At 65.8% G+C, this 12994-nt stretch carries 14 protein-coding genes and 1 tRNA gene; 9 read left to right on the forward strand and 6 right to left on the reverse strand.

The window, feature by feature from the left end:
* Positions 1–10: 10 nt before the first annotated feature.
* From ACWGLC_RS12650 to ACWGLC_RS12670, 5 genes are all read right to left on the reverse strand, one after another.
* On the reverse strand, positions 11–1618 hold the full coding sequence (locus ACWGLC_RS12650; protein WP_452100211.1) for a DEAD/DEAH box helicase family protein: 1608 nt from the start codon (positions 1616–1618) through the stop codon (positions 11–13).
* Positions 1619–1800: 182 nt separating this feature from the next.
* Complete coding sequence (locus ACWGLC_RS12655) at positions 1801–2085, reverse strand: hypothetical protein (RefSeq protein ID WP_452100212.1); 285 nt, start codon at positions 2083–2085, stop codon at positions 1801–1803.
* Positions 2086–2707: 622 nt separating this feature from the next.
* Positions 2708–2869, reverse strand: a complete 162-nt coding sequence (locus tag ACWGLC_RS12660; RefSeq protein ID WP_230929985.1) for a hypothetical protein — start codon at positions 2867–2869, stop codon at positions 2708–2710.
* A gap of 143 nt (positions 2870–3012) precedes the next feature.
* Positions 3013–3840 carry a hypothetical protein gene (locus ACWGLC_RS12665; protein WP_452100213.1) on the reverse strand — a complete coding sequence of 276 codons (828 nt, stop codon included), beginning with the start codon at positions 3838–3840 and terminating at the stop codon, positions 3013–3015.
* Positions 3840–4694 carry a MerR family transcriptional regulator gene (locus ACWGLC_RS12670; RefSeq protein ID WP_452100214.1) on the reverse strand — a complete coding sequence of 285 codons (855 nt, stop codon included), beginning with the start codon at positions 4692–4694 and terminating at the stop codon, positions 3840–3842. The genes ACWGLC_RS12665 and ACWGLC_RS12670 overlap by 1 nt, the downstream gene beginning before the upstream one ends.
* A gap of 170 nt (positions 4695–4864) precedes the next feature.
* Between ACWGLC_RS12670 and ACWGLC_RS12675 the strand changes: the two genes are divergently transcribed.
* The 7 genes from ACWGLC_RS12675 to ACWGLC_RS12705 all read left to right on the forward strand — a co-directional run bounded on the left by ACWGLC_RS12675 (position 4865) and on the right by ACWGLC_RS12705 (position 9961).
* Positions 4865–5254 (forward strand): hypothetical protein, encoded by a 390-nt coding sequence (locus ACWGLC_RS12675; protein WP_452100215.1) that lies wholly within the window; start codon positions 4865–4867, stop codon positions 5252–5254.
* Between the two features lie 374 nt (positions 5255–5628).
* Positions 5629–6906, forward strand: coding sequence for a phosphopyruvate hydratase (eno, locus tag ACWGLC_RS12680; RefSeq protein WP_452100216.1), 1278 nt, complete (start codon positions 5629–5631; stop codon positions 6904–6906).
* Positions 6907–6971: 65 nt separating this feature from the next.
* Positions 6972–7850, forward strand: coding sequence for an FtsB family cell division protein (locus ACWGLC_RS12685; RefSeq protein WP_452100217.1), 879 nt, complete (start codon positions 6972–6974; stop codon positions 7848–7850).
* 23 nt (positions 7851–7873) lie between these two features.
* Positions 7874–8425, forward strand: a complete 552-nt coding sequence (locus ACWGLC_RS12690) for a DUF501 domain-containing protein (protein ID WP_452100218.1) — start codon at positions 7874–7876, stop codon at positions 8423–8425.
* On the forward strand, positions 8422–9420 hold the full coding sequence (locus ACWGLC_RS12695) for a Ppx/GppA phosphatase family protein (protein ID WP_452100219.1): 999 nt from the start codon (positions 8422–8424) through the stop codon (positions 9418–9420). Before ACWGLC_RS12690 ends, ACWGLC_RS12695 begins: the two co-directional genes overlap by 4 nt.
* A 77-nt stretch (positions 9421–9497) precedes the next feature.
* A tRNA-Leu gene (locus ACWGLC_RS12700) sits at positions 9498–9571 on the forward strand.
* A gap of 96 nt (positions 9572–9667) precedes the next feature.
* Positions 9668–9961: a restriction endonuclease gene (locus ACWGLC_RS12705; RefSeq protein ID WP_452100220.1), complete on the forward strand. Its 294-nt coding sequence runs from the start codon at positions 9668–9670 to the stop codon at positions 9959–9961.
* Positions 9962–10093: 132 nt separating this feature from the next.
* Here ACWGLC_RS12705 and ACWGLC_RS12710 read toward each other — a convergent pair whose 3' ends face one another.
* Positions 10094–10273, reverse strand: a complete 180-nt coding sequence (locus tag ACWGLC_RS12710; protein WP_452100221.1) for a hypothetical protein — start codon at positions 10271–10273, stop codon at positions 10094–10096.
* Between the two features lie 241 nt (positions 10274–10514).
* Between ACWGLC_RS12710 and ACWGLC_RS12715 the strand changes: the two genes are divergently transcribed.
* Complete coding sequence (locus tag ACWGLC_RS12715; protein WP_452100222.1) at positions 10515–11210, forward strand: N-6 DNA methylase; 696 nt, start codon at positions 10515–10517, stop codon at positions 11208–11210.
* Positions 11207–12904, forward strand: a complete 1698-nt coding sequence (locus ACWGLC_RS12720; RefSeq protein ID WP_452100223.1) for an Eco57I restriction-modification methylase domain-containing protein — start codon at positions 11207–11209, stop codon at positions 12902–12904. Before ACWGLC_RS12715 ends, ACWGLC_RS12720 begins: the two co-directional genes overlap by 4 nt.
* Positions 12905–12994: the final 90 nt, after the last annotated feature.

Raw genomic sequence — 12994 nt, forward strand, 5'->3', positions numbered from 1 at the left:
TCGCCGGTTACTATATAACGAGTGACCAGGCGCAGACCTGATGGTTCCGGTGCGCGCGTCCCATCGTCTGCTCGGCCAGAAGTCCCGAGTAGCGGGCCTGGTGAAAGAAGCCCCTGCGCGGAGTGGCGGTGGCGAACGCGCCGTCGGCGAACTGCTCGCTCGCCTGCAGGTTGATCGCAGTGGGCGTGTTGAACACCACCACCGGCGCTTCGCCGCGCTGGAACCGCATCCGCTCGGATTCGGCCTCCGGATTCGAGCCGTAGATCCGCGCCACCGGAATCCCGTCGGCCTCGAGCTTCTCGGCCACCGGGTGAGCGGCCGTGGAGACCATCTCGGTGGCGATCAACACCTGGTACCCCCGGGCGAGTTCGGCCTTCGCTGCCGCAACCGTGTGCTCGACCCGGATCATCGACGCCTTCTGGCGCAGCCTCACCAGCGCGGCCAGCCCGTGCGCGACGTTGTTGCCCGTCCGCGCCAGCTGCATCTCCCGCTGGAAGTCGCCCCACTCCAACTCGTAGGCCCGCCACTGGTCCGGGGTCAGCTCCACCAGGTCCACGTCGAAGGGCGGTGGCCCCCACGGCGCCGATCGGGTGAGGAGCAGCTGCGGGTCGTGCCGAAGCAGGATGTCTCGCACGTCGCTGATCACGGTCTGCTGGGTCTGCAGCGACTCCTTGGCCTCCGCGCTCCACGTCCACTTGCCGTACGAGGTCTCCAGTGGGACGCCCCGGTCGGCCAGCGCCCGCCCGAAGTTCGTCCACTGGGCAGGCGGGTCGCCGTGCACCTGCGCGTACAGCGACGACAGATATCCCCACTCGCCCGGATGATGCCCGGGGGTGGCGGTGATCGTCAGCACGAACGGTGCCTTGTCGTGCGGCCCGTCCATGTGTGTGAGGCGCCGCATGTAGCTGGTCCGTTTGCTGTCGAAACGGAATTGGTGGGCCTCGTCGACTACCGCGACGTCGACTTTCAGCCGCGGGCGCCCGTTCCGGGCCATCAGTTTGCCGAGGCTGTCCGAGGACATGATGATCCAGCGTAGATCGTCGTCGCCCAGTGCGGCGATGGTGCGTCGCCACGACGGGATGGTGATGCGGGCCGGCCGATCCACCGTCACCAGCACAGTCCGTGCACCACGCGACGCGGCGATGGCCTTCGCCGCGGCCACTGCCACGAGGGTCTTACCGGTGCCCACGTCGTTGGCCAGATGGACCTGCCGGAACTGCCCCTCGGCGGCAGCGACGATCGCGTCCACGTCCGCGAGTTGTTCCGGGCGAAGAGTCATCGGTGCGGCTGTCGCGCCGGGGCCCTCGCTGCCGTTGAGCTCGTCCTCCCGCCACCGCAGGTAGGAGTACGGCTTGCTGGCGTAGGGCTCCAGTGCGCTCGGCAGGGCGGTGCCGACGTAGGCGTGCGCGGTGAGGGACTTGTAGTAGGTCACCCCCGCCGGGGTCCCGCCCTCGAATCCTCCCCAGGGGAGTTCCAAGAGCCACACTCGCTGGCCGGGAGGGATCGACGGCACCGCCGCGCTGGACTTCTTGGTTGCCTTCGCGCGCGTGGTGCCGGCCTTGCGCTTGGCGCCGGTCTTGCGCTTCGTGGTGGCCTTACGCGAGGGCCGGGTCGCCATCAGATCCCGCTGTCGTTGCGGGCGGTGACGAGGGCGGGTGAGTCCACGGTGTTCTCCCGGGTGGTCCTGGTTGGGTCGGGCTCACTCTGGGGGCCGGCGGCGGTGCGTCGCGGACGTTACTCGTTCGACGACGGAAGGACGATGCCCCAGAGCCCCAGGCTGCGATGTGAAGGTACGGAATTCTACGGCCCGCTCCAGTCACCTGATCGGATTGCCGGATAGGGCTTCAATGCGTGCTCGATAACCCGCCCTTCTCTGGTCATAATTCGGAAGGACGTGCAGCCGTCGACGTACCACGCGTTCTGGGGGTCCGGAACGTTGTACGTCGCCCATCGACTGATAAGCGGGCGCACTTCGTAGTCATCCGATCCCAGCCAGATGGCCTCGACCACCCAGTGTTCGCTTCCCGCATCCTGAGAGTGCAGGTGAAGGTCACCGTCCACGCAACTGTGCAGTCCGTACGCCATCGGTTCTCCTCGGTAGACGACGCAGTTCCGGTGAGACGCGCCTGTCAGGCGAGTCTTTCATTGAGCTGAACCGGCGTGCGGGCGCACTCTCCAGAAATTCCCACAAGCCGCCGACACCCTGCAGAGCGCTGAGGAGTCCGCTGCACCGAGTAGGTCCGGCCTGATCCCGATTCGTCGAGCGGTCTCAAATCCGGATCTGCTGCGGTGGCTTTCTGGGAGAACGTAAGCGGGTCAGACCACTCGGCGAGCGACGCGCGGGTGTGACGGAACGGGGCGCGGGCTGGTCGCGTCGGAGGTTGCAGGGCGCGGAGAGGTGACGACGACGAGGACGTCGACATAAAGTTCCGTCTACGGCATATTGCAGGATGTCGTCGTCGGCAACGCCGTGTTTCCGCGCGGATCGGCGGACGATCACGATGCGGCGGCCCACTCGGCCAACGCCTACCGAGTGGTCGCAGATCGGCGTTTGCAGCGGTGGCTTCCTGGGGAAACGTGAATGGGTGCGACCACTCGGCGGGCGAGGGGGCAGGGAATCGGCCGTGCTGCGTGCGGTCTGCTGGAGTTGCTTACCGGACAGGGTCATGCGCGCCTCCTGGTAGGGCGGCCCCTCCCGCGCCCGCGGTCAGAAGGTGAAGCCGGGCGCGACCGAGCCCAGGAGCGGGAGGTAGACGTTCTCGGACAGGGAGCCCGCGAGCCCGCCCGAACCCACGGCGGCCAACATCATGTTGATGACGCCCCCCACTCCGATGATCGCGCTTCCGGCGACGTCTCCGATCGAGTCCATGATGGCCACCCTCCCTCGTGCTGCCCCGGGTCGGTGCAGCGAAGCTTGCGCCCCACGCTAGGACCCGGGGCCAAGGGCGTCAACGATTCGCGAACTCTGAAGGGGTCCGTTGGACGGGCACCCGGTCAGGGCGCCGCCCCGGCTCACGCCGCCGGTACCGCCTCGCGGAGTAGCCGGGTCGCGAGGTCGTCGTCGTCGACATGCAGCCGCACTTCGCTGACCTCCCGCAGCTCAGGCCTGCCCCACGGCAGCCCCGGCACCGCCGCCTCGACCGGCCGCGCGAGAACCACGGTCAGGCTGGTCCCGTCCGGACCGGGGAGGGCGAGGATGTCGCGGTCGCCGTCGGTCTCGATCGCCGCGGAGGTGGGGGAGAGCCTGCGATCCCGACGCACCTCGGTCACGTCGGAGAGCGGCACCCGGGCGCAGACGTGCGGCCCGCTTCGGAGCACGAGCTCGGCGCCGACGATCAGGTGTGGCCGCACGATCCGCCCGGCGAGCAGCCCCAGGATCATGAGTAGCGCGTAGATCCCGAGGAGGTCGAGGATCAGCCGCACGGTGGGCCACGGGATGAGCAGATGGACGGCCACCAGCTCGATCCCGGCTGCGACCGAGAGCGCTATCGGGATGCCGAGCGTGCCGCGGGAGTAGCCGATCGCCACCGCGCCGGTGGGTACGTCCGGTCGCCGCGCGATCCAGCGGCCGAGGGAGGCGAACGTGCGGGCCTCGGCGGCCATCATCCGCAGGTAGGGGTCGTCGACGGCGAGCGCGCGCAGGGCCTCCCGCCGCGATCCGGACCGGCGGCGGTGGTCGCGGTACCGGCGGAGGTATCCGGCCACCGCGACCGCCCCGAGCGGGACCTCGACTGCCAGGAACAGTGCGAGCGCCACCGCGGGAGTGATCGTGCCTGTGGCGAGGAGGACCGCATCGATGACGACGACGACAACCGCCACCGCCGGCAGCAGCCTGCCCATCACGACATCACGCCCAGGGCGGTGAGCGTGCGACGCAGCACCTCGCGCTGGGCGGGGTCGGGGAGGAGCTGGTCGAGTGTGGGGCCGGTCCGATCCGCGGGCCGGTCCGGCTCGCTGGAAGCGGCAGGGTGGTCAGTCGCCGGCGGCGGGCCGGAGACGAGCGCCCGCAGGTCGGCGTCGCTGAGGAGGGCGTCGACGAGCCGCTTGATTTCGGGCTCCACGTCGGCCGGTCGGCGGCCCTCGATGCGCTGGAAGCCGGCGAGCATATCGAGGTAGGCGCGGCGCCGGCCGGGGTCTGCGCCGATGGCCACGTAGCTCGCGGCCAGAGCGTCGGGGAAGTTCCCGCTGAGGGCGACCAGGTCGAGCAGATCGCGTTCGCGGTCCAAGAGGGCGGCCAGCTCGGGGTCGCCGGCGGCCTCGGCTCTGCATGTCTCGAGGGCGCGGGCCACGGGCTCGGGCAGGAGCCCGGGCGGCAATCCGGCGGCGGCTCGCTGGGCGATCACGTCCAGTCGGTCCCGCTGCCGGGTGAGCTGCGCGATCTGCTCGTCGATCCCGTCGCGGATGGCGGCCAGGTCGGCGGCGGTGTCGGTGTCGGGGTTGTGCGTTGCCGGATCGGCTCCGTCGCTGTCGCCGGCCCCGCCGGTCTCCGCCTCGAGGAGCGTGGCGACCTCGCGCAGTGGCACGCCGGAGCTGGACAGGAATGCGATTCGGGCGATGCGGGCCAGGTCGGCCACGCCGTACTCGCGATACCCGCCGGAAGTGCGATCGGGCTCGGCCAGGACGCCCAGGCGGTGGTAGTGCCGGATGCTGCGCGCGCTGATCCCGACGATCTGGGCGACCTCACCGATTCTCATGCCCTGATCATGAACCTTGACACTGTGACAAGGTCAAGCTTGCGATGTTGACCCTGTGGCAGGCATGCGTGACGGCTCACCGCCACCCTTCGTGTCCATAAGGAGAGTTTCAAAGTTTAAAGGCGACGGACGCACGCACGGGGCTGGCGACCGTGCTTTATCATTCAGAAATGATTGAACTGTCTGTCGCGGTAATCGCTGGATTGTCGTCTTTGTTAATCGCGTTTTTGACTCTGTATAGGGGCGTTCCTGAGAAGAGGGTTATTGATCTGCAGTCCATACTGGACCGGCCTTCGATAAGTGAAAAAGAAAGAGTGATCGTGTCGGAAGCCGTTAGTCGTCAAATTGCGCGCCTGGAAGCACCGAACCTTCCGCGGTGGTTCCTGTACTGGGCCGCTGTCGGGACTGTATTGTTCATTTTCGCCGCAGTTCTAGTCGGAATGTTTGCTGACGATCTCGGTAAGGTGATTTTCTACGCGATTTATGGCGCTTATGTCGTCACTTCTACTGTGATGGCGATTGAAATTGCGAGACGAGTATTCTTAAAGCGGGATGACTGACGTCTCTACTTTATTAGCTTGGGTGGCTAGCCTCGGGGACATGCCTATAGGATTCTGCCCTTCAAATAGCGATGTGCATACGGGGGTCGAGGAAACACCGCAATTCGAGGGGCAGATTGGCAGATGGGCCCGCGTAGGAGCGCGGAGCGCAAGTCGGAGGGGCGTGGGGCGGCACCCCGGGTGCGCAAGTCGAAGGGGCGTGGGGCGGGGCCCCGGGCGCGCAAGTGGGAGGGGCGGGCGAGAGGGTCGAGGCCCGCCCCGGCGCAGCCTCGGCGCGACCGGCGGGGCGACGTGGAACAATGGCCCCCGGTGCCGCCGCCGGAGCGTGGTGCCAGCCCACAAGGCCGTTACCCAAGTCTTCCCAAGGAGTACAGATGGCGCTTATCGAGCAGGTCGGAGCCCGGGAGATCCTCGATTCGCGAGGCAACCCCACCGTCGAGGTGGAGGTGCTTCTGGACGACGGCTCGTTCGGCCGTGCCGCCGTGCCGTCCGGCGCGTCGACCGGTGCCCACGAGGCCGTGGAGCTGCGCGACGACGACGAGCGCTACCTCGGCAAGGGCGTGACCAAGGCCGTGGAGGCCGTCCTGGACGTGCTCGCGCCGGCCGTCATCGGGATCCCGGCTGAGGATCAGCGGCTGGTCGACGAGGCCCTGCTGGATGCGGACGGGACGCCCAACAAGGCCCAGGTCGGCGCCAACGCCGTGCTCGGTGTCTCGCTGGCCGTGGCCCGCGCCGCCGCCGAGTCGGCGAACCTCGAGCTGTACCGCTTCATCGGCGGCTCCAACGCGCACGTCCTGCCCGTGCCGATGATGAACATCCTCAACGGTGGCGCCCACGCCGACTCGGGCGTCGACGTCCAGGAGTTCATGATCGCCCCCATCGGCGCGCCGACGTTCCGCGAGGCGCTGCGCATGGGCACCGAGGTCTACCACCAGCTCAAGGCAGTCCTGAAGGACAAGGGCCTGTCCACCGGCCTGGGCGACGAGGGCGGGTTCGCGCCGTCGGTCGACTCCACCAAGGCCGCGCTCGACCTCATCGTGGAGGCAATCAAGAAGGCCGGCTATGAGCTAGGCACCGACGTCGCGCTGGCGCTGGACGTCGCCGCCACCGAGTTCTACAAGGACGGCAAGTACCACTTCGAGGGCAAGCAGCTCTCCGCCGCCGAGATGGCCGACGTCTACGCCGGGCTCGTCTCCGAGTACGCCCTGGTTTCGATCGAGGATCCGCTCGACGAGGACGACTGGGACGGCTGGAAGACCCTCACCGAGATGATCGGCGACAAGGTCCAGCTGGTGGGCGACGACCTGTTCGTCACCAACCCGCAGCGCCTTGCCGAGGGCATCGAGAAGGGCCTGGCCAATGCGCTGCTGGTCAAGGTCAACCAGATCGGCACGCTCACCGAGACGCTCGACGCCGTAGAGCTGGCCCACCGCAACCGCTACGCCAGCATGATGTCGCACCGCTCGGGCGAGACCGAGGACACGACCATCGCCGACCTCGCGGTGGCCTGCAACTGTGGCCAGATCAAGACCGGCGCCCCGGCCCGTTCGGAGCGCGTGGCCAAGTACAACCAGCTGCTGCGCATCGAGGAAATGCTCGGCGACGCGGCCCGCTACGCCGGTGCCGGCGCCTTCCCGCGTTTCAGTGCTTGATCAACGCAGTAAGGCCTGACAGTAGAAGTCACGGCTATAAGGACAGGTAGTCGAGAGGAGGGCTGATGGCCCGCCCACCGCGCCCCTCGGACCGCCGGGGTGACGGACGCGAACGCGCGTCCTCCCGGCGGCCCGGGGAGGCGTCGGGTCCTCTCCGGCGCCGCAGTTCCGACCGCCGCGGCACCGACCGCACCACCGGATCGGGCAGCAGCACCGCCGGCGACGCCGGGGCCGGCCCCGCCTCAGGGGCCGACCTCACCCGCCGGAGCGCGCCGCAGCGGCGCACGCCGTCTCGCGAACGGGACCGGCCCGTGCCGGCGTCCGCCAGGTCCGGCAGGGTCGGCACCACCGCGCATCCGGAGGCCCATCGCCTCACCACCCGCACGGATCTGTCCTCGACGGTCCTGGGGCCGAAGAACTACACGCCCCGGCGGATCGGACTCCTCGCCGTCGTCGCCATCATCCTGCTCATCACCGTCTCGTTCCCGCTGCGCAATCACTACCAGTTCCTCCGCGACGAGAAGGCGGTCATGCAGGAGCGGGCCGCGATCGAGGCGACGATCGCCGAGCTCGAGGCCGAGCAGGAGATGCTGTCTGATCCGGCGTTCATCGAGCAGCAGGCCCGCATCCGGTTCGGCGCGGTCAAGCCGGGGGAGACCCCGTACCGAGTGAGCACGGTCGACCCGGTGGAGGAGGCGGCGGCCGAGAAGCGGGCGGCGGAGATCGCGGCGCTGCCGTGGCAGACGCGCCTGTGGAACTCGATTTCCGTGCCGGCCGAGCCGGTCATGCCGGAGGAGTCGATCCTCGACGGCACGTCGATCCCCGGCGGCCCCGACACCCCGCCCACCCCGGTGATGCCGCACCCCGACGGCGTCACCGACCCCGCCGAGCAGAACCCCGGCCAGCCCGAGGCGGCCGAACCCGGCGCCGAACCCGCGCCGTAACTTGTCACAGGAGGACCCCCAGCGTGAGCGCTGAAGCACGCGTTTCCCAGGACGATCTCGACGCGATCGCCGCCCAGCTCGGCCGGCCGCCGCGTGGCGTGCTGGAGGTGTCGTACCGCAGTCCGGATGGCAAGCCCGGCGTGGTCAAGACCGCCCCGCGGCTCGAGGACGGCACCCCGTTCCCCACGCTGTACTACCTCACCGATCCGCGGCTGACCGCCGAGGCGAGTCGGCAGGAGTCGGCGGGGATCATGCGCGGGATGCAGGCCCGCCTGGCCACCGAGCCGGAGCTGGCGGCGAACTACCTGCAGGCGCACGAGCGGTTCCTTGCCAAGCGCAATGCGATCGAGGACCTGGGCACCGATTTCTCGGGCGGCGGCATGCCGTCGCGGGTCAAGTGCCTGCACGTGCTCATGGCGTACGCGCTCGCGGAGGGGCCGGGCGTGGTGTGGCTGGGGGATGAGTCGGTGGCGCTGGCGTGCGAGGCCGGGCTGCGCGGCAACGCCCTGCCCGCCGACTGGCCCACGCCCGAGGAGCTGGGGATCCCCGACTACCTGACGATGGACCAGCAGTGACCGCCCCCGGGAGCGACGGAGTCGTGCGCGTGGGGGCCGTGGACTGCGGCACCAACTCGATCCGCCTGCTCGTGGCCGAGGGCGTTCCGGGCCGGCCGGGGCTGACGGATGTGGTGCGCGAGATGCGGATCATTCGCCTGGGTGAGGGCGTGGATGCGACGGGCCAGCTCTCGGAGGGCGCCCTGTCCCGCTGCCGGACCGCGCTGACCGACTACGCCGGGACGATGGCCTCCCGCGGCGTGCAAGCCGTGCGCATGGTGGCCACCTCCGCCACCCGCGACGCAGCGAACAAGGACGATTTTTTCGGCATGACCGCCGAGGTGCTGGGGGAGCATTTCCCGGGCGCGGTGGCGGAGGTAATCTCGGGGCAGACCGAGGCACAGTTGACGTTCGCGGGCGCGGTGGTGGATCTGGACCGGAGCGAGGGGCCGTTCGTGGTGGCGGACCTGGGCGGCGGGTCGACGGAGATTGTGGTGGGGGAGTTTGACGACGACGACGAGCTCATCCTTCTCGGCGCTCAGAGCCTGGACATCGGCTGTGTGCGCATCACGGAGCGGACACTGCACTCGGACCCGCCTACAGCTGAGGAGGTCTCGGAGGCCCGTCGCGTGATTGCCGAGGCTCTGGAGTCGGCGTCCGGGCTCCCGCTGGGCCGGGCGCGACGGTTCGTGGGCGTGGCGGGGACCTTCACCACGCTCTCAGCGGTGGCGCAGGGGATGGCCACCTACGACTCGGCGGCCCTGCACAATTCGGTGATCTCGCTTGAGCAGATGCGGGAGGTGTGCGCCCGGCTGGTGGCCTCGACTGTCGCCGAGCGGCGTGGCTTGGGGCCGATGCATCCGGGCCGCGCGGATGTGATCGGGGGAGGGGCGCTGGTGGCCTCGACCCTGTGTGAGCTGGTGGCTGATCGTGCTGGTATTACTGAGATCACGGTGAGTGAGAAGGACATCCTGGATGGCATCGCGATGTCGGCGTTGTCCCGCCTGGCCGGCTGACACCGGCCCGGGCGCCTTGCGCGCTCGCCCGGTCCCGCTGCGGCGGGGCCACCCGGCTCACACTCGGTGTGGGCTTTGCCCCCATAGCCCAATTGGCAGAGGCAGACGGCTTAAAACCGTTTCAGTGTCGGTTCGAACCCGACTGGGGGCACGGAAGCCGAGACGTGATCGAATTGAAGCGCCCTAGTTTCAGGGTTCATCGCTACTGCGGGTGGCTGCTCATTACCTTTGAATTCAAGGAACGGAATTGAAGGACAAAACGGTTGATGGACCGACTGTTCCCCTTCATAGGCAGGCCGAGGAGTATGAGGAGTATGCTGCTAGATTTCTGTCGGGCAAGGGCTTCGCCGAAGTTCAAGCCACAATCGCCGTACGAGACGGTCGGGTTGATGTTCGAGTTAAGGGCGTTCTAGCCCAAGTGAAATGGCATGGTCTGCCAGTCGGTCGCCCCAGTCTTCAAGCATTTGCTGGAGCAGCTATTGGAGTTGAAGACTGCCTTCGTGTCTTTTTTCTAAGGTTGGCTTCACTGATGGAGCTATGAGCTACGCTGCGGAACATTCAGTCGCGCTTTTTCAGTTCTGTTTGTACCCAGAGGCAGGGTGGGCCCAGCGGGAACCCATTCCGGGCCACCAGCAGGCTCACGGTGATCTGCGGATCGCCCTTGGCTCCTTACTCAGCAGATCGGTCGCCCGCCGCTCGGCTTAGTCTCGACGCCGGGCCGCCGCCGTGAGTCCGCGCAGAGTAGATCGACCGTGGCCGGGGCGCAGAACAGATGCGCGAGCTCGCCAGCCACGGAGGCGTCGCTGCTCGGCACCTCGAGTTCGACGGTGCACCAGATGGTGTCGGCGAGCATGCTGGCGGCAGCGTTCAAAGTGCGCCCTGGGATGTTCAATGCGAGACCTGAGAACCTGTATCTCCTTAGGCCTAGTACTTCTGTATTTTCGTGCGTCACCACGTCGCCGGCGACCCCAACTATGCGCTCCGGACCCGGATGGGCCAGTAGCTCTGCGCAGGCGGGCTGCGATCGGCTTATGACTCCGCGAAGCGCGGTGAGTCGCCCTCGCGGCGTTTGTGGCGAGGACTAACATGAGCTCATGGTGATCGCGGTCCATGATCGGACAGCCGATCGATATACGACGTTCGAGGAGAGTGGCCAGTTGTCGTTAGTGAGGTCCAGGCAGCGAATAGCTGACCACGGTGAGGTCTTCACGCCGGATTGGCTAGTCCAGGCCATGCTTGATCAGGTGAGAGAGGAGACTGAGCGGATCGACAGCCGGTTCCTCGAGCCAGCCTGCGGTTCGGGCAACTTTATTGTGCCGGTCTTGCGTCGCAAGTTGCGAGCTGTGGCGCAGAAGTTCGGAAATTCCGACTTTGAGATTCGCCACTATGCTTTGGTTGCGGTGATGAGTATCTACGGTATCGAGCTCCTTGCCGACAATATCGCAGAATGCCGGGCGAATATGCTCGAGGTTCTTGTCGACCAGTTGCAGCTATCTAGGGGCGATGATCTATACGACGCGGCTTCCCACGTGCTCGGTGAGAACCTGGTCCACGGCGATGCCATGACGATGCTCAACAATGAAGGGCAGCCTATTACCTTCGCAGAGTGGGGATACCTCGGCAAGGGGCGCTTCCAGCGCCGAGACTTCAGAATGGATGCGCTGACACAATCGTCCGCCTTTGGCGAGAGCGATACCCTCTTCGCGGACTCGGGAAAACACGAGATCTTCAGGCCGATAACGACATATCCGACAATGGGTATTCGAGACATGGCAATGGTGGCCAAATGAACGCAACCCAAGTGAGCTTGGCCTTCCGGTCCCGAAACCCGGATGTGCTGACATGCATCGCGAACCTGTCGAACGATGAAGTGTTCACACCCCCGGAGCTGGCGAACCAGATGCTTGATGGTCTGGCCAGCGCATGGTCTGAGGCTAACGCTGGGGCCGATATCTGGCAAGACGAAACCGTCACATTTCTCGATCCATTCACGAAGTCGGGTGTATTTCTTCGTGAATTGACTAGCCGCCTTATCGCCGGGCTAGAGGGCAAGTTCCCGAACCTGCAAGAACGAGTGGATCATATACTTGCAAATCAGGTTTTCGGGATAGGGATCACCCAGCTTACTAGCATGCTTGCTCGGCGGAGCCTGTATTGCTCAAAGCACGCGAATGGCGCCCATTCGGTCACCCACGCCTTTAATGATAAAAATGGCAATATTTGGTTCGAACGTCTTGACCACACCTGGGTCGGGGGCGATGAGCTCGTGACAACCGGGGATAAATCTGGAAATATTGTAAGAAAAACTATCAATGGGCGTTGCAAGTATTGCCATGCGAGCCAAAAAGAGTTTGATCGCGGCCCCGATCTCGAGTCCCACGCCTACGCCTTCATTCACACCGATGACATAAAGGCGAAAATGGCTGAGTTATTTGGAGAAGATATGCAGTTCGACGTGATCGTGGGCAATCCACCGTACCAACTCTCCGACGGCGGCCAGGGCGCGAGTGCTGTACCGATATATAACAAATTTGTGGCTCAAGCTAAGGCACTGGAGCCACGATTTCTTACGATGGTTATACCAGCCCGTTGGTTTTTCGGGGGACGCGGACTGGACGCGTTCCGCCGGTCTATGCTGGAGGATCGGCACGTCCGTCGGCTGGTGGACTACATGGATAGTCGCCAGGCCTTCGATGGCGTCGACGTCGCCGGAGGCGTGTGCTATTTCCTTCGGGACCGAGAAAACGAGGGTGACTGCGAGGTCGTAACTATCGATCGGGCGGGGCACGAGTCCACCACCACTCGCCCGCTGCTTGAGCCCGGGGCTAATATTTTTGTCCGAAATAACGAAGCTCTCGCGATCTTGCGCAAGGTGGTTCTGAAGGAAGCTGGCGAACAGGGGGTCATCCTGCCCGCACATCTGCGCTTTGAACGCCAGGTAAGCGGCCAGCGCCCATTCGGTATGCGAACGTACTTCCGAGGCGCCGAAAGGCGGGAAAGTGATGACGACGTCGAGGTCGTTCAGGCGGGCGGTCGCGGGTGGGCGCCCCGCGCGTCCGTCACGGAGGGCAGAAACATGATTGACAAGTGGAAAGTTTTCACTTCGAAGTCGTCCTCCGAGCATGCGGGACAGGCAGACAAGAATGGAATGCGTCGCGTCCTGTCGCTATCTGGGGTCCTGCCTCCTGGATCTGTATGTACTGAAACGTATGTCGTGCTTGGTGTGTTCGATACCGAGGAGGAGGCGTGGAACTGCCTCAGCTATGCGACGAGTAAGTTCTTTCGCTTTTTGGTCGCGACGCGCACGTCCGCGCAGGACTTACCGCGCTCTGCTTATTCATTCGTACCTGTTCAGGATTATTCGCGTTCCTGGTCTGACAGTGAATTGCAGCAGCGTTACAATCTAGATGAAGCGGAGGTCGCACTCATCGATTCTCAGATCCGTCCGATGGAAGTCGTTGGTAAGGTCGATGATGACGCGTAAATCGATTGATCAGGTCCTTCCCGAAAGGCCCCGTGCGCGACTTCGCGTCTACGCCTACTCTGTCGACGGGAAAACACACGATGGTCTCCT

Source organism: Dietzia sp. NPDC055877 (assembly GCF_053615975.1).

What these genes read in the sequence shown, in the direction of transcription:
- ACWGLC_RS12650 (WP_452100211.1), bottom strand. Translation starts at nt 1,618, where the DNA reads ATGGCGACCCGGCCCTCGCGTAAGGCCACCACGAAGCGCAAGACCGGC.
- ACWGLC_RS12655 (WP_452100212.1), bottom strand. Translation starts at nt 2,085, where the DNA reads ATGGCGTACGGACTGCACAGTTGCGTGGACGGTGACCTTCACCTGCAC.
- ACWGLC_RS12660 (WP_230929985.1), bottom strand. Translation starts at nt 2,869, where the DNA reads ATGGACTCGATCGGAGACGTCGCCGGAAGCGCGATCATCGGAGTGGGG.
- ACWGLC_RS12665 (WP_452100213.1), bottom strand. Translation starts at nt 3,840, where the DNA reads ATGGGCAGGCTGCTGCCGGCGGTGGCGGTTGTCGTCGTCGTCATCGAT.
- ACWGLC_RS12670 (WP_452100214.1), bottom strand. Translation starts at nt 4,694, where the DNA reads ATGAGAATCGGTGAGGTCGCCCAGATCGTCGGGATCAGCGCGCGCAGC.
- ACWGLC_RS12675 (WP_452100215.1), top strand. Translation starts at nt 4,865, where the DNA reads ATGATTGAACTGTCTGTCGCGGTAATCGCTGGATTGTCGTCTTTGTTA.
- eno (WP_452100216.1), top strand. Translation starts at nt 5,629, where the DNA reads ATGGCGCTTATCGAGCAGGTCGGAGCCCGGGAGATCCTCGATTCGCGA.
- ACWGLC_RS12685 (WP_452100217.1), top strand. Translation starts at nt 6,972, where the DNA reads ATGGCCCGCCCACCGCGCCCCTCGGACCGCCGGGGTGACGGACGCGAA.
- ACWGLC_RS12710 (WP_452100221.1), bottom strand. Translation starts at nt 10,273, where the DNA reads ATGCTCGCCGACACCATCTGGTGCACCGTCGAACTCGAGGTGCCGAGC.
- ACWGLC_RS12715 (WP_452100222.1), top strand. Translation starts at nt 10,515, where the DNA reads ATGGTGATCGCGGTCCATGATCGGACAGCCGATCGATATACGACGTTC.
- ACWGLC_RS12720 (WP_452100223.1), top strand. Translation starts at nt 11,207, where the DNA reads ATGAACGCAACCCAAGTGAGCTTGGCCTTCCGGTCCCGAAACCCGGAT.